At 38.7% G+C, this 16,701-nt stretch carries 11 protein-coding genes; 5 read left to right on the top strand and 6 right to left on the bottom strand.

Translation table 11 applies throughout. The features are described 5' to 3' along the window. Nucleotides 1–66 precede the first annotated feature (66 nt). Nucleotides 67–2,766, top strand: a complete 2,700-nt coding sequence (locus tag M2265_RS11505) for a DNA gyrase/topoisomerase IV subunit A (RefSeq protein ID WP_132772271.1) — start codon at nt 67–69, stop codon at nt 2,764–2,766. Nucleotides 2,767–2,848: 82 nt separating this feature from the next. Here the strand turns inward: M2265_RS11505 and msrA are convergent, their stop codons facing one another. Together msrA and M2265_RS11515 are read right to left on the bottom strand one after the other, a co-directional pair. Next, entirely contained in the window at nt 2,849–3,364 is a 516-nt protein-coding gene (msrA, locus tag M2265_RS11510) for a peptide-methionine (S)-S-oxide reductase MsrA (RefSeq protein WP_132772269.1), read from the bottom strand. A gap of 161 nt (nt 3,365–3,525) precedes the next feature. Then, nucleotides 3,526–4,551, bottom strand: coding sequence for a N(4)-(beta-N-acetylglucosaminyl)-L-asparaginase (locus tag M2265_RS11515; RefSeq protein ID WP_132772267.1), 1,026 nt, complete (start codon nt 4,549–4,551; stop codon nt 3,526–3,528). A gap of 182 nt (nt 4,552–4,733) precedes the next feature. On the opposite strand from M2265_RS11515, the gene M2265_RS11520 reads away from it, so the two are divergent. The 4 genes from M2265_RS11520 to M2265_RS11535 all read left to right on the top strand — a co-directional run bounded on the left by M2265_RS11520 (nt 4,734) and on the right by M2265_RS11535 (nt 11,953). Continuing rightward, a complete protein-coding gene (locus M2265_RS11520) occupies nt 4,734–5,960 on the top strand; it encodes a C40 family peptidase (protein WP_132772265.1) in 1,227 nt (408 codons plus the stop codon). A gap of 15 nt (nt 5,961–5,975) precedes the next feature. Beyond that, complete coding sequence (locus M2265_RS11525; protein ID WP_132772263.1) at nt 5,976–7,031, top strand: dipeptide epimerase; 1,056 nt, start codon at nt 5,976–5,978, stop codon at nt 7,029–7,031. Between the two features lie 122 nt (nt 7,032–7,153). Next, entirely contained in the window at nt 7,154–10,351 is a 3,198-nt protein-coding gene (locus M2265_RS11530) for a SusC/RagA family TonB-linked outer membrane protein (protein ID WP_132772262.1), read from the top strand. Between the two features lie 132 nt (nt 10,352–10,483). Then, nucleotides 10,484–11,953, top strand: a complete 1,470-nt coding sequence (locus M2265_RS11535; RefSeq protein ID WP_132772260.1) for a RagB/SusD family nutrient uptake outer membrane protein — start codon at nt 10,484–10,486, stop codon at nt 11,951–11,953. Nucleotides 11,954–12,024: 71 nt separating this feature from the next. On the opposite strand, the gene M2265_RS11540 is transcribed toward M2265_RS11535, so the two are convergent. The 4 genes from M2265_RS11540 to M2265_RS11555 all read right to left on the bottom strand — a co-directional run bounded on the left by M2265_RS11540 (nt 12,025) and on the right by M2265_RS11555 (nt 16,614). Next, nucleotides 12,025–12,513, bottom strand: coding sequence for a GNAT family N-acetyltransferase (locus M2265_RS11540; protein ID WP_132772258.1), 489 nt, complete (start codon nt 12,511–12,513; stop codon nt 12,025–12,027). A gap of 209 nt (nt 12,514–12,722) precedes the next feature. Continuing rightward, a complete protein-coding gene (locus M2265_RS11545; RefSeq protein ID WP_243655485.1) occupies nt 12,723–14,201 on the bottom strand; it encodes a M14 family zinc carboxypeptidase in 1,479 nt (492 codons plus the stop codon). Nucleotides 14,202–14,205: 4 nt separating this feature from the next. Then, nucleotides 14,206–15,258 (bottom strand): S66 peptidase family protein, encoded by a 1,053-nt coding sequence (locus M2265_RS11550; protein ID WP_132772256.1) that lies wholly within the window; start codon nt 15,256–15,258, stop codon nt 14,206–14,208. Between the two features lie 18 nt (nt 15,259–15,276). Further along, nucleotides 15,277–16,614, bottom strand: a complete 1,338-nt coding sequence (locus tag M2265_RS11555; protein ID WP_132772254.1) for a dihydroorotase — start codon at nt 16,612–16,614, stop codon at nt 15,277–15,279. Nucleotides 16,615–16,701 lie beyond the last annotated feature (87 nt).

Here is a 16,701-nt window from a genome sequence, read left to right on the forward strand (position 1 = left end):
TTACGCTTGCAAAAAACGATGCTTTCTTGCAGCAAATTAGAATAAAAACACCATATTATTGATTACATGAGTGAAGAAACAAACTATCCTGCAGACGATAATCAAGAAGAATTAAATAACGGACAGACAAATAACAGTAAAACAATTCCACTTTCGGGTTTGTATGAAAACTGGTTTTTGGACTATGCATCTTATGTTATTTTAGATCGCGCTGTACCTCATATCAATGATGGTTTTAAACCTGTACAACGACGTATCCTCCATTCATTGAAAGAGATGGATGACGGAAGATATAACAAAGCCGCCAATGTAATTGGTAACACGATGAAATATCATCCTCATGGTGATGCTTCAATCGGCGATGCTATGGTTCAGATCGGTCAAAAAAATCTACTGATTGACTGTCAGGGGAACTGGGGTGATCCTATTACCGGAGATGCTTCTGCTGCTCCTCGTTATATCGAAGGACGTCTATCGAAGTTTGCTCTGGATGTTGTCTTCAATCCAGAAACTACAAACTGGCAATTGAGTTATGACGGCCGTAATAAAGAACCGGTTACATTACCTGTAAAATTCCCGCTATTGCTAGCTCAAGGTGCTGAGGGTATTGCTGTAGGTTTGGCTACCAAAATTATGCCTCATAATTTTCTGGAGTTAATTGATGGTTCTATTCAGGTTTTGAATGGCGAAAGACCACATATCCTTCCTGATTTTCCAACGGGGGGAATGGCAGATTGCTCAGCTTATAATGAGGGTCAACGCGGTGGCAAGATACGTGTACGTGCAAAAATTGAAGAGCGTGATAAGAAAACTTTAGCGATTACTGAAATTCCTTTTGGAACAACTACCGGTGGATTGATAGACAGCGTAGTTGCTGCTAATGATAAGGGAAAAATCAAAATCAAGAAAATCGAAGATAATACGGCAGAGTTTGTGGAGATTATAGTGCATCTAGCTCCGGGAATATCTCCTGATGTTACGATTGATGCTTTATTTGCTTTCACAGCCTGTGAGGTGTCCATTTCACCAAATACCTGTGTGATCAAAGAAGATAAACCGCACTTTTTGAGTGTTAATGATATCTTGATTGAAAACACCATCAATACAAAGAACTTATTAAAACAAGAACTTGAAATCAAATTACATGATCTCTTAGAGAAGATATTCTTCAGCAGTTTACTGAAAATCTTCATTCAAGAAGGTATGTATAAGCATCCTCAATACGAAAATGCTGGAGATTTCGATACGGTTGTTGAAGTGCTAAATGGTCTTTTCGAACCGTTCTTCTCCCAGTTCTACCGTCCTATCGTCCCTGAAGATTATAAGCGATTGATCGATAAACCGATGAGTAGCATCACGCGCTTTGATGTGAAAAAGGCTGATGATCAGATGGCTTCTCTAGAGGATGAAATCAAGAATGTTAAACGCCATCTTAAACACTTGACTGACTATGCAATTGCATGGTATGAAAGATTGCGTGATAAATATGGTAAAGGTCGTGGCCGCAAGACTGAATTAAGAGCTTTTGATCGCGTTGAAGCTACACAGGTAGCTTTGGCCAATGCAAAACTATATGTCAACCGCGAAGAGGGTTTCATCGGTTCAGGCATGAAGAAAGACGAGTTTGTGTGCGACTGTTCGGACATCGATGACATCATTGTTTTCCGTGCGGATGGTAAGTATGTCGTTACCAAAATTCAGGACAAAGTATTTGTCGGAAAAGATATCATCCATGTCGCTGTCTTTAAAAAAGGTGATGAGCGAACAATTTACAATGCCATCTATAAAGAAGGAGACACGGGTACAAGTTTCATCAAACGTTTTGCTGTTGTCGGTGTGACACGTGATAAAGAATATGACATCAGCAAAGGATCAAAGGGGTCTAAAGTAACTTACTTCACTGCAAATCCGAATGGAGAGGCGGAGATTGTCAATATTCAGCTGAAACCGCATACGAAATTGAGAAAGCTTAATTTTGATATGAATTTTGCTGAGATTGCTATTAAAGGCCGTGCATCTCAAGGAAATATTGTTTCGAAATATCCGGTTAAAAAGATCACATTCAAAAGCGCCGGGGTTTCTACCTTAGCTGGCCGTAAGATCTGGTTTGATAAAATAACGAAACGTCTAAATGCTGATGAAAGAGGTCAGTATTTAGGGGAGTTTGATGGTGACGACAAAATTTTGATCGTCATGTCGGACGGTACTTACGAGCTGTCTAATTTTGATCTGAGCAATTATTTCGATGATAAGATGATTCGCATCGAGAAATACTTCCCTGATCATGTCTATACTGCAATCCATCAAGATGGTAAATCGGGTACCTACTATGTGAAGCGATTTAAATTTGATGATATTCCTGTCGGTAAAAGTGTATCATTTATTAATGATGAACCGGGTTCAAAACTTATCGTGCTGACAAACAGTACAGAGCCTGTGGTACACCTGGAAGTTCTGAAAGGAAAATCGCAGACAGAGGAGAGTTTAGATCAACCTTTGAATGAGATCATTGATGTCAAAGGTTTGAAAGCGCAAGGTAACCGCCTATCCTTTCATACGGTGAAGAGTGTTAAACTGACTACTGATGAAATTGATCTGGCCGTGAATGCTAAGGAAGAGGTGACAGCTCCTACTGAAACTTCTGAATCTGGTGAGGAAACGGAAAAGACAGCTGAAGCAACGAATAGCCAAAGTGATATTAAACTGGAAATAACAAATCCTGACGATATCCAAACGGATAATGGCGGTCAGATTGAGTTATTCTAAAACATATATGCAAATAGCTTTACAGCTATTTTAGAACATAAAAAAACCGCTTAATAGCGGTTTTTTTATGTTCTAGTATCTTTTAATCTTTAAACTCTTTGATGAATTTTTGAAGTTTTGGTGCAATAACAACAGAACAGAAAGGATTTTCAGGATGCGTATTGAAATAATTGTGATGATAGTTTTCTGCTACCCAAAAAGTAACCGCTGGCTCTACAGTAGTCACAATAGGATCTTCAAAAACATCCTCACTATCTAACTCATCAATAAAATTCTTAGCGAGTATTTCCTGTTCCTCATCGTGGAAAAATACGACCGATCTATATTGCGTACCGACATCATTACCTTGACGGTTTAACGTCGTTGGGTTATGCGTTTTAAAGAAGATCTTCAATAATTCTTCGTAATTAACAAGATCTTCATCGTATTCAATCTGTACCACTTCAACATGTTCTGTGGTACCTGTACATACCTGCTCATAGGTAGGATTATCATTTAGCCCGCCCATATATCCTGGTAAAACGGATTTTACACCTTCAGTATTTTGAAAAATAACTTCCGTACACCAAAAACAGCCGCCTCCAAATGTTGCTTTCATATCTTAATATATTTTATATTCAAACTTAGATAAATTTGTTTAGTAAAAAAAAACTTTCAAATTTATCGATCTCTCCTCCACCATCAAAAAATAAATAATTGAGGAAACTTAGAAATTAAATGACAGAAAAAGCGTCATAATAGTTTACTGATTTTGAAAAATTATGATTTGTAGTAATAGGAACCTGGAATCAGCAGATCCTGCTTTTCGTTATGACATACAGCGTATGAGAATCCTTTTTGCAAAGCATAAGATCCATATTCACCTTTTTTATTCAATGCTAAAAATCCTACCTGAATATCTTTTGCAATATTAGGTTTCTTCTTAACAATACGTTTTACAGCTTCTTTGCAGGCATCTTCCGGTGAATATCCCTGACGCATCAATTCGACCACTAAAAAACTACCTAATGTACGAATGACTTCCTCTCCTACTCCTGTAGAAGTGGCCCCGCCTACTTCATTGTCTACATAAAGTCCAGCTCCGATAATCGGGCTATCTCCTACCCGGCCATGCATCTTAAAAGCCATACCGCTTGTTGTACATGCACCAGATAGATTTCCTTGAGCATCCAATGCAAGCATACCTATTGTATCATGATTATACTGATTACCTGGCAAACGCTCGACCGCGAAAGACTTGTTCTCAATATTCATAACCGGTTTATATTTCTTTTCTTTTAACCATTCTTTCCATGCTTTTTCTCCTTCTGGGGTAAGCAGGTCTTCTTTTTCAAAACCATTCTCCAGCGCAAACTGCAATGCACCATCTCCTGCAAGCATCACATGTGGTGTTTTATCCATTACCAGACGAGCTACAGAAATTGGATGTGCGATATGCTCTAAGGCCGCTACGGAACCACAGTTTCCTTCTGAATCCATGATACAGGCATCTAAGGTAACGATACCATCGCGATCTGGATATCCACCTTTTCCTACTGTCATATTTTTTAAATCAGCTTCCGGTACACGCACTCCCTGCTCTACGGCATCAATTGCTTTTCCGCCTTTTTTTAGCACTTCCCATGCCGCCTGATTTGCCGCGATACCAAAGTCCCAAGTTGAAATAACGATCGGTTTCATTCCCGACCGCTTCTGCGGAATTGAAAAACTTGATAACGTCTCTACAGTACCTATAGCTGTTGCTCCAATAATACCTTGTCTAATAAATTGGCGTCTTGAACTCATATTTTAATCGATTTAGCAATACAAGTATACACAATTGCATTTTTCTTTTTAAGAATTTTTTAATTCTGCCAAGGCCCCGCATTCGTATTTATGCAAAAGAATCGATCATTAATTCACAAATCGTCAACATTTCTTGTAAAAACATACAATTTAGACTATCTTTAAAAACCAAACTAATCAGCATGACAAATAAACTAAAATATGCTATTCTTACCTGTGCAGGCTTTTTTACGATTAACCATGCCTTTTCACAAGCACTAGATTCCACTGTTTATCTTCAGGTTAAAGAACTGCAAGAAACCGTAAGAAAAGCATATGCTCCTGATAAGCGTACAAAGCTATTTGCCTTCACAAAAACAGATATTGCCAAAAATGACTATCTGATAGAAACGACAGAACCCGCCGCTAAAACAGCTTTCGAACAGCAATTTAAAAATATTCCGGCAACGGTAGCCATTAACTTATTGCCCGAACAAAACTTAGGAAATAAACTGATCGGTATCGTACATTTATCTGTCGGAAATATGAGAACTAAGCCTGATAATGCGGCTGAAATGGCGAGTCAGGTATTAATGGGAACACAGGTTGACCTCTTACAAAAGGATCATGGTGAATACCGCATCCGTACTCCGGAAGGCTACATTGCCTGGTTACCGACTTCTTCAGTTACAGCGATGACAAAGGAAGAGGCAGCACAATGGAACAGTCAGCCTAAAATAATCTATACCGCTGAATTTGGAAAATCACTTTCCGAACCGCATGCGCAAAGCCAACGTGTATCGGATCTTGTATATGGTGATATTCTGGTGCTGACGGGTGAGAAAAATAACTATTTCGAAGTTTCCTATCCAGATAAAAGGAAAGCATACATCAAAAAAGAAGAAGCTTTATCGCTAAAAAAATGGGTTGATTCACGCAATCCTACAGCTGACAACTTGATCTCGAGTGCCAAATCTATGCTCGGACTTCCTTACCTTTGGGGTGGTACTTCTGTAAAGGGAGTAGATTGCAGCGGCTTTACAAAGACAGCTTACTTCATGAACGGTTATGTTATACCGCGTGATGCTTCTCAACAGGTATTAGCAGGTGAATCGGTGGATATCCTGGATGCTGAAGGTCACTTTGATCCAGAAAAGGCGCTTAAAAATTTAAAACCTGCTGATCTTTTGTTTTTTGCTGCAGGTAAAAATACGAATCCCAATGTCCGTGTTACGCATGTAGCACTTTACATCGGTAACGGAACGTTTATTCATGCAGCGGGATCTGTACGGATCAATAGTATGTTGAAAGATGCTGCAAATTACGATGATTTTCAGACACGCACTGTCGTTGCTGCAAAAAGATATTTGGGATCAAACGATCCACAAATACAGAAAGTACAAAATAACCCTTATTATAGCATCAAATAAAAGATAACAACGATCATGAGTACACATTCAGACTGGATTACTAAAGATTTTGGGGCTTTCAAACTGAGATATAAACCTTACACTTTAGAAATGCGTTATGTCTTTACTGTTGCATCTTTCAGCAGAACGACTACTCCGGTTGTATTGACACAATTGGAATATGACGGCATTATTGGTTACGGCGAGGCAAGTATGCCTCCATATCTAGGAGAATCGCAGGAAAGCGTTATCAATTTTCTAAACAAAATCGACCTATCCGGATTCAACTCTCCTTTTCAAACGGAGGAGTTATTGGCTTATGTGGATCAAATAAGTGCTAAAAACACGGCTGCAAAAGCATCAGTTGATATTGCTCTTCATGATTTAATAGGAAAAATACTGGGACAGCCATTTTATAAAATATGGGGATTAAATCCCGCATTAATTCCCGCTACTTCCTATACCATTGGTATCGATACGGAGGAGGTGATCCGTAAAAAGGTCATGGAGGCAGATCAGTTTAAAATCCTCAAAGTAAAGTTGGGCCTTGAAACGGATAAAATGATTATCGACACTATTCGCCAATGTACGGATCGTCCTTTGTGCGCGGATGTGAATCAAGGATGGAAAACAAAGGAGCAAGCACTTGAAATGTCACATTGGCTCGCTGAAAGAGGCGTAGTTTTTTTGGAACAGCCGATGCCAAAAGAACAGATCGATGATAACGCCTGGTTAACAGCCCATAGCCCCATACCGACTATTGCCGATGAAGCATGCCAGAGATTGAGTGATGTTCCTGCATTGCAGGGTGTTTATTCGGGCATTAATATCAAACTGATGAAATGCACTGGAATGCGTGAAGCAAAAAGGATGGCAGAGTTAGCGCAGTCATTAAAAATGAAAGTAATGATCGGATGTATGACTGAAACTTCTTGTGCCATATCTGCCGCTGCTCAGTTGGCTCCTTTGGTAGATTGGGCAGATCTGGATGGTGCACTTCTTATCGGAAATGATATTTACGATGGCATGAAAGTCATTGACGGACAATGTATCTTACCAGATCGTCCAGGGATAGGTATCCTAGCAGAATAAAACTCATTAAATTTTCATAAGATCATGAATTTTCAGAAAAAATATCATGATCTTATTCTTATCTTGTACCTTACGGGTATAAATAGATCATCTATTAAAAGCAACAACTAACCAATACTCTTATGAATAAAATTTTACTTACCTCGTTATGTACGATGGCTTGCGGGACTCTGCAGGTCGTACATGCGCAACAAATCCAGGTTGTGGGGAAAGTTTCAGATGGAAATGGCGCTGCCATTCCAGATGTGACGATCTCGGTCAAAGGAACAAATACCGCAACATCCACAAATTCCAGTGGATTGTTTACGATAAATGCGAATCAGGATGCAACAGTCATCATCAGTGCTGTCGGTTATCAGAAACAAGAAATCAAACTAAATGGCCGAAAAACATTAACAATAACCTTACAAAAAGAAGAGAATGCACTGGATGAGGTTATGGTAGTCGCTTATGGTACGGCTAAAAAGAGCACCTACACGGGTTCTGCTGCGGTGGTAAAGGAAAGTGATATTAAAGATGTCCCTACGACGTCGTTTGAAAATGCATTGAACGGACGTGTAGCTGGTGTTCAGATCAGTTCCAGCTCCGGCCAGGCAGGCGCAACATCTAGCATCAGGATACGTGGTATCGGTTCTATGAACGCTTCTAATGATCCTTTATATGTGATCGATGGTGTTCCTGTTGTTTCGGGCAATTTGGGACAAATGAGTGGCCAGATCAATTCTTCTTCCAATGTCATGAGTACGCTTAATCCATCGGATATAGAATCGATCACCATATTAAAAGATGCTGCCGCATCTTCATTATATGGATCTAGAGCTGCCAATGGCGTTATCGTGATTACAACGAAACGTGGTAAAGAGGGAAAGGCACGCATAAACTTTCGGTCTTCTCTTGGTTTTACCCCATCGTGGGCGACAGATAATTATGAAGTAGCGGATCCGCAGGCACAGATCAATATGGAATATCAGATTTTCCATGACTATAGAACGTCAAATAAAAACAGTGCTACTGGAGTCAATTACACCGATCAGGAGGCAAGTACTTATGCTCTGGGACAAATCAACAACCGATTTAATAAACATGGATATCGCTTTGAAGTAGATGGTCCTGCCCGTATGAATAATGTTAAAATTCTTGGAATAACTGACGGTGTAGAAAACCGGGAAGGTAAATTCTTTGATTGGGAGGATTACTTATTTAGAACCGGTGTTTTTAATACGAACGACATCTCTTTGAGCGGAGGTTCTGAAACAACAAAGTACTTCTCTTCTCTAAACTATACAAAAGATAAAGGACGCGCCACGATCAATGAATATGAAAGAATCTCAGGAAGAATCAACCTGAATCAAAAAGTAAGAAGCAATATTGAATATAATGTAAATTTAAATGTTGCTAATACGGATAAAACTGGGTTCAATGATACCCGAAGTACCGGATCTAATCCTTTCTTTCAATCTAGAAATCTATTGTTTCCTTTCTACTGGCCTACTGACTACAAAACCGGCAATCCATGGACAGCACAATATGGTAGCTTAGCTTATAATTCTGACTATTATAATAAACAATGGGGTAACAGTACAAAAACTCTCAAATTGGGTGCTGTACAATCTCTATCGTGGGAAATTGTTCCTAATCTAACGGCAAAAACAATTTTCTCATTTGATAACACAGAAGTAAAAGATGCCTTGAATTTTTCAGCCTTGCACTTCATTGGTTTGACCGATAAGGGTTCATCGAGCAAATGGAATACAAATATGCGGAAATATGTTTCGTCCAATACATTAACGTATGCCAAAAGTATTGAGCAGCATAACTTCAATATTTTAGCGGGTTATGAAGTTGAAAAGAATGTCACTGATTTTCAGTACAGCAATTCGATTAATCTCGGATCAAGTTCTTTAACATCTATCGGTACGGGAGCAAATTATAAAGCGGACAGCTATCAGTTCGGTAATAATTTGATGTCTTATCTTTCACGTGTCGATTACAACTATAATGAGAAATACTTTTTAGGAGCTTCTATCCGCCGGGACGGTTCGTCACGTTTCAGTGAAGATAATCGTTGGGGTACCTTCTGGTCTGTATCTGGCGCATGGAGTATCCATAAAGAAGAGTTCTTTAAAAATGATATCGTCAATACCTTACGATTAAGAGCTTCGTATGGTGTTAATGGTACGCTACCAACAGATAATTATGCTTGGAGAACTTTAATGTATTATAAATACAATTACAAAGGTAACCCTGGGGGTGTCGTTGGCGATGGTTCATTAGGGGCTATAGATAGAGGATTAGGAAATACAAAACTAACCTGGGAAAAAAGTAATACCTACGATCTAGCTTTGGAATATGGTTTATTTAACAATAGACTAACGGGTTCCATCGAATACTTTAATAGAGATTCGAAAGACTTGCTTCAAGATGTGCCTACTTCTGGTACGACTGGTTTTACCAAGGTGCTCCAAAACGTGGGTGTCATAAATAATAGTGGAGTCGAAATTGATTTAGGCGGCGATATCATCAGTAAAGAAAACTTCAGATGGTCGGCTCGGGTCAATGGTTCATTTTTAACTTCCAAAGTCAAAACTTTAGATGCTGGTAAAGATATTATCTGGACTGATCCTACAGGTGGTGATGCCCGTGCACAGTTTATCTACCGTGAAAATGAATCGGTATTATCTTTCTATGGTTATGAGTGGGGCGGTGTAGATAAAACCAATGGTAAAAACGTTTGGTATACAAACAATAATCAATCGGATTTCGAATACAATGGCCGAAATGCTTCTTATAGCTATACGAAAGCAGATCAGATCATCTTGGGTTCGGCTACGCCTAAAATTTTCGGAGGAATCAATACAGATGTGGAATATAAAGGTATCTCACTTGGTCTAAACTTTAGTTACAAGATCGGTGGAAAGCTGTATGATGGTGCGGAAAAGGATGTCATGGATGATGGCTACTATTGGGAAAGAATACGTTCACAGTATTACTATGATAATATGTGGTCACCTAGCAATGTAAATGGCACACAACCGAAAATCGATGGTAACGATTTAACTGATGCTATCCAGTTCAGTAGCCGTCATTTATATAATGCTTCGTTTATCCGTCTAAAAAACATCAATGTCGCTTATAAATTGCCTTCACAATGGTTGGAAAAAGTTAAAATCAGTAATGCGCGTTTATTTTTCAATGGTACAAACCTATTCACGGCATCTAAATTTAAACTAGCGGATCCTGAGGTTAACCAATATGGAACGCGTGGATGGGAAACACCATATGGCAAAACATACACATTTGGTATTGAAATCGGCTTCTAGTTTTTATATTGATCATAGTGTGAGCAATAACTTATTGCAACAAACCTGATGATCACACTAGCTTTTAACCGACATAGACATTGCTAATGTCATTAATAAACAAATTGATAAATGAATAAACAGCTAATTCTGATGAAAAAATATATAAACTATTTACTTTTCGCATCTGTTCTGAGTACAACTTACTCGTGTAAGAACTTTTTAGATGTGGAACCTACTAATGCGGTTGATGCTGACAAGGCCATTATAACCGCAAATGATGCTCAAATTGCGATCAACGGTATACAGCGTCAAATGACTTCTTCTAGCTATTACGGACGTAATTTTATCGCTTATGGTGATGCTAAAGGTGGTGATGTAACGCTTTATTCCCAAGGCCGTGGGTTGGATGCTTTTTATACTTTCAATCATAATGCGCAAACGAACAATTTTTCGAGCTTTTGGACTTCGATCTATAATATCATCTACCAGACCAATAATCTACTGGAAAATATTGAAAAGTTAAAAGCATCAGGAAGTATTGAGAATTTTGATCTTGCAAAATCGGAAGCATTAACCATCCGTGCATTGGCCAATTTTGATCTGGTTAGGCTTTACGGTAAATCTTACACCGATGATAAAAATGCCTTTGGGATTCCGAACTTGACCAAAACACTTGCTTATAATGAGCAAAGTTTACGTGCTACGGTTGATGAAAACTATAAACAGATTCTTTCGGATTTAAAAACTGCGGAAACCGGTCTTCCAAAGACCAAAAGAGATGGCTACTTAAATTACTATGCCAACAAGGCGATACAAGCACGTGTGTACCTCACGATGGGTGACTATAATAATGCTTTATTGGCAGCTGAGGAAGTGATCAATAATAATCCTATTTATTCTCTTTATACCAATGCAGCTTGGGTCACTTCGTGGCAATCTCAATTTGGGTCGGAATCTATTTATGAACTAGTAATCGAGCCCAATCAAGCTGATTTAGGAAGAAATTCATTGGGTTTCTATTTTATGAGGAGAAATCACCAGACAGGTGCTTTAGGAAATTTCCTAGCAAGTACACCTTTCTTAAATGCGCTTAATGCTGATCTTTCTGATGTAAGAAGGGGTGTGATGGCTAGAGATGAATCATCTGCTGCTCGCCTAGGCTCTTGCTACAAATACCTTGGTTCTACGACATTTTCTGGGGATAAAGGAACATCTAATTATACTGCTGTCAATATTAAGGTGATCCGTCTTTCTGAACTGTATCTGATTGCAGCGGAAGCGGCATTAAAGGCAAGTACTCCTAATCCGACTAAGGCAGCAACTTATTTGCAGGCGATCCATAAACGTTCGGCTGGATTACCAGCTATTGATGCAAGATCTGTTTCTGAGGCTTTGATCTTAGCGGAAAAAAGTAAGGAGTTTTTTGGTGAGGGTATTCGCTATTTTGATATGATCAGACTAAATAAGACAATCAATTTTGATGATGCATTTGCCGGTATCGATATTCCCACTAGGGAGCAAGCCATTAATCGATCTTTCTCTAGAACCATATTACCGATATCTCAAGAAGAAATTAATGCTAATCCTCCAATAAAAGCACAACAAAATCCGGGATATTAGTCTCAATTATTTACGCAATAAAAAAATGGCTTCTGATGTTGATCGGAAGCCATTTTTTGTGAGTTATATTTTTATGAATCTATCTTTTGAAAGGCTACCCGGGGGGTGCCATCGCCGACATAGATAATACCACAACGTATGTATCCTAATCTTGTTAGTACTTTTTGCATTGGAATATTTGTTTCATGGGTATCGACCCGGATGTTGTGACATTGTTCAAAGCACCATTGAAAGCATCGCGCCGCTACTCCTTTTACTTGACCATTGGATGCTAGACGATGTACTACACCATAAGGCTCTTCATTCAACCATTCTCCATCTTCAATTATGGTATAATTTGGATCAGATTCTAGTGAGAAACAGAAGGTGGCTACTATTGCATCATCTTCTATACAGACATAATTCTCTCCGATATCTATTGTTGTCTGGATATATTCCCGAGAGGGATAGCCATTTGTCCACTGAATGGTATTGCCACTAGCACGCATTAAACCTCGTGCAATGTCAATAATAGCTATCACCTGATCTAAATCTTCTAATTTTGTTTTTCTAATATCCATATTTACAATAAACTTTTATTTTATCAGTAACGAAGTGACCAAGTAACGAATGGTATAACCTTCTAACTTCTTAGAAGTGACTAGTGACATAGTAACGAATGGTATAACCTTCTAACTTCTTAGCAGTAACGAAGTGACTAGTGACATAGTAACGAATGGTATAACTTACTAACCATCTCACTTTATTACCTTCTAACTATCTAACAAAACTACCGAACAATCTGTTTCATATTTCGTGGCAAATCTTGATTCAAATCAATGAGATAACCATTAATAACAGCGTATTGAATTTCTTCTTTCTTCTTTAAGAAAAAATTTGCTTCTTTACCAAGACTTAATGTTCTGATCGTATTCAACTTGCTTTTAGATAGTACATTGATGGGTAAATAATGTAGTACTTTGGGCTCGGATGCATTTATCTTTACACCGGCATATCCTTGCTTCAGTAATGCTTTTATATCAACGTTTTCAAGATCACTCAGGCGATAAAATTCCTTTTCGTAAACTTTAGCTTCTACAAATTCGAAATCTGTCAGATCCAGATCATCGTACCCATAAAAGTCATGAAGATCTCCAATGTCTTCAATATATCCTTTTGTATAGTAATCTTCCCCCTCGGTAATCTCATCTCTTCGGATAGCAATATCTATTTTCAGAGGAAGACCATGTGATATTGTGGTCACCCGACGAAGGATCACATCGTGCAGCTGCGAGGCGTTAAATGGTATGTGCTGGTATTCTGAGATTGAAAATTGCTGATAACTGTCCTGGGCGATTTGCAGTAAGGAATTAAGAATCAGAATAAAATTCAATTTTCTAATTTCCTGTTTTTCCGGATCTCCAGCAAAAGCTCCTGATTCGATCAGTATGGTGCTTGCACCCCATTTCTGAAAGCTATCTCCAAAAGCTCTTGGTGAGTGTTCATCATCATATTTAGCAATGGCTCCTGGGATATAGTCTTGAAGCAGCTGATTCATCCCAGCTATGATCTTCATTGCATTACCACGCACTTCATTGACTTCGCGCTCCCAATTATATGCTGGTGCTAAAAGGGAAATGGTAACCGGAGTTTTAGTTCCCGGAACGTTATAATAGATATTCTGATCGTGTAGATTAAAACCAAATTGTGGTTTGATCATTTCTGCCTGATTTCTTAATAGCTTACCTTCTGGTGTTGCGGTATCTCTGGCATCCCGATTCAGATCAATGTGCTGCGCATTTCTTCTTGTATAGACTTCAGCTCCATCTGGGTTGAGCATAGGGATAAAATGCACTTCTAAGTTTGATTTTAATATTTGCCTTAAGCTTTGAAATCTGCTATCTTTTCCTTCAAGGAAATTAAACAGGTCAAAAAGGGCCATGGTTGCGGTCGGTTCATCGCCATGCATCTGCGACCACAGCATTACTTTCTTTTTTCCCTGACCATAGGTTAATTTATAGATCGATCTTTTTTGAACTGACAGTCCGATTTGATCAATCTTTAGGGTTGATTCCTCCTGATGCTTATTGATGAGATCGACTACAGTCGAATGTTTAAATCTACGTTTTGTTAACGTGGTTTCTTTATAGGATGAATAGGCTTCATCAAAATCATTTTTATTTAAATTCATGGTTTGGGCAGAAATTGTAATTCCCGAAGTAACGAAGATCAAAAAGAAGATAATTTTCATCAGGGAGATAATTTTCATCGATTTAATCTTTTAGTACTTTCTCTAAAAGTGTAATGGTTCCTTTGTCGGCATCTATTTTGACCTGTGCTCCTACCGGTAATATAAATTGATTGGCAATATGTCCGATCATGGCTCCTGAATAAGCAGGAATCCCGAGCGGTTTGATATAATCGTTCAATACCTGTTCGAGCGTAAGAGAACCATAACCTCCTGCTGGCCCACAGTCCGTACACTTACCAAAGACGAAACCTTTGATCTGATCCAAAATTCCTGCTAATTTTAATTGACAGAACATCCGGTCCACGCGCTCTATATTTTCATCTACTTCTTCTAGGAAGAGTATGGCATTTTTAAAATCCGGCAAATAGGCTGACCCGCATAACCCACTGAGCAATGTCAGGTTTCCTCCTAGTAGTGTACCTGTTGCTTGTCCTGACTTTAAGGTCGTGATCCGCTCTTTGTACTGGATAAAGTTATCGCCTTTTTCTGTTGGGTTTGCAAATTGTGCCGGCTGATTAAGGAAAAATTGATTTTCAAAATTTTTAGCAACGGTATTACTCCATGTACTGATACCGACTGCGCCGTGAAAGGATATTAAACCGGTCTTTTTATAGAAGGCCATGATCAGTGCAGTAATATCGCTATAACCTAATAATACTTTGGGGTTATTGGCGATGAGTTGATAATCAATATGTGGTAATAAACGGGATGCTCCTGCTCCTCCGCGTATACAGACAATCGCTTTCACTTCTTTGTCTGCAAACATGCTGTGGATATCGGCTAGGCGCTCTTCATCTTTTCCTGCAAAATTACCATATCTACTTCGGATATGTTTTCCTTCCTTGATTTTGAAACCAAAGTTTTCAAAAATTTCGCGGGTCATAACAATGGCTTCTTCGGTATCAATAACTCCCGCAGGAGCTATTAATCCGATGGTATCTCCTTTGCGCAATACTTGAGCAAATAATTTCTTTTGATCTGCTTTTGTTTCAAAGAAATCTTCCTTTGCAAATGATAGTGCAGGTATTCCTGTTGCGACTAAGCCTAAGGATTTTAAAAATGTTCTTTTATCCATAGTCCTGGATGATCATGATTATCTGTTAAATAATAAACGTCTACCAGAGCCGTACTCGATCAAGCTCCCTTTGGAATAGGCTAATTGTCCTGATACAATGGTGTGCTCGATAGAAGATTTAAAGGTATGATCTTCAAATGGAGACCAGCCACATTTTGACAGTATATTTGATTTTGTAACCGTATAAGGTTTATTTAAATCTACCAGTACTAAATCTGCCCAATATCCTTCACGAATAAATCCACGTTCCTCAATCTGGAAGCAAATTGCTGTATTGTGTGCTGACTTTTGAACGATCTGCTCTAAAGTGATCTTGCCCTCATGGTACATGTCCAATAAAGCTTGTAATGCATGTTGTACCAATGGCCCTCCAGATGGTGCTGCGCTATAAGCTTGTGTCTTTTCAGCAATGGTATGTGGGGCATGATCGGTAGCAATTACATCGATATGTCCATCCAATACCGCTTTTACAATGGCATCTCTATTATCTGCTGTTTTAACAGCTGGATTCCATTTGATAAAATTACCTTTTGTCTTGTAATCGACATCGGAGAACCACATATGGTGAATACATGCTTCAGCTGTAATTAATTTTTCTGCCAATGGAATGTCATTTCTGAATAGTCCGATTTCTTTAGCAGTAGAGATGTGCAGAATATGTAAGCGGGTATTGTTCTTTTTCGCTAATTCTACAGCTTTGGAGGATGAGATGTAGCAAGCTTCTGCCGAACGAATAAGGGGATGCATATCTATTGTCAATCCTGCTTCGCCATATTTCTCTTTATATATAGCAAGGTTTTCCTGGATAGTGGCTTCATCTTCGCAGTGTGTGGCTACTAATGTGGGCGAGTTAGCAAATATCTGTTCCAATGCACGCTCATTGTCTACCAACATATTACCAGTTGATGATCCCATGAATACTTTGACACCACAGACATCACGAGGGTTTGTTTTGAGTACTTCTTCCAGATTATCATTGGCTGCACCCATAAAAAATGAGTAGTTGGCTAAAGCATTTTGAGAGGCGATATCGTACTTATCTTGTAACAAAGATTGTGTTAAAGTATTGGGTACTGTATTGGGCATTTCCATAAATGATGTTGTACCTCCAGCTACTGCGGCACGGCTTTCATGCCAGATATCAGCTTTGTGCGTCAATCCTGGTTCACGAAAGTGTACTTGATCGTCAATTAATCCGGGTAAAAGGTGTAATCCTTCGGCATTAATCTCTCTATCGGCAGGGTGGTTAATCTCTGCGGCGATCATCTCGATACGGCCATTACTGATATAGACATCTGAAGTGGTAATCTTCCCTTCATTAACGATTTGTGCAGATTTTATAAGTATTGTTGACATGGATGATGGTAATGTTTAATATGATATACAAATATAAGCATTTGAATATTTACAGCCTAAAAATACACAATTGGATGCTTACATACT

It is taken from the genome of Sphingobacterium kitahiroshimense (genome assembly GCF_025961315.1).
Lineage (GTDB): Bacteria > Bacteroidota > Bacteroidia > Sphingobacteriales > Sphingobacteriaceae > Sphingobacterium > Sphingobacterium anhuiense.

Excerpts from the sequence above, each read along its gene's own strand:
- M2265_RS11505 (WP_132772271.1), top strand. The coding sequence starts at position 67 with ATGAGTGAAGAAACAAACTATCCTGCAGACGATAATCAAGAAGAATTA.
- msrA (WP_132772269.1), bottom strand. The coding sequence starts at position 3,364 with ATGAAAGCAACATTTGGAGGCGGCTGTTTTTGGTGTACGGAAGTTATT.
- M2265_RS11515 (WP_132772267.1), bottom strand. The coding sequence starts at position 4,551 with ATGAGTTCAAGACGCCAATTTATTAGACAAGGTATTATTGGAGCAACA.
- M2265_RS11520 (WP_132772265.1), top strand. The coding sequence starts at position 4,734 with ATGACAAATAAACTAAAATATGCTATTCTTACCTGTGCAGGCTTTTTT.
- M2265_RS11525 (WP_132772263.1), top strand. The coding sequence starts at position 5,976 with ATGAGTACACATTCAGACTGGATTACTAAAGATTTTGGGGCTTTCAAA.
- M2265_RS11530 (WP_132772262.1), top strand. The coding sequence starts at position 7,154 with ATGAATAAAATTTTACTTACCTCGTTATGTACGATGGCTTGCGGGACT.
- M2265_RS11535 (WP_132772260.1), top strand. The coding sequence starts at position 10,484 with ATGAAAAAATATATAAACTATTTACTTTTCGCATCTGTTCTGAGTACA.
- M2265_RS11540 (WP_132772258.1), bottom strand. The coding sequence starts at position 12,513 with ATGGATATTAGAAAAACAAAATTAGAAGATTTAGATCAGGTGATAGCT.
- M2265_RS11545 (WP_243655485.1), bottom strand. The coding sequence starts at position 14,201 with ATGAAAATTATCTCCCTGATGAAAATTATCTTCTTTTTGATCTTCGTT.
- M2265_RS11550 (WP_132772256.1), bottom strand. The coding sequence starts at position 15,258 with ATGGATAAAAGAACATTTTTAAAATCCTTAGGCTTAGTCGCAACAGGA.
- M2265_RS11555 (WP_132772254.1), bottom strand. The coding sequence starts at position 16,614 with ATGTCAACAATACTTATAAAATCTGCACAAATCGTTAATGAAGGGAAG.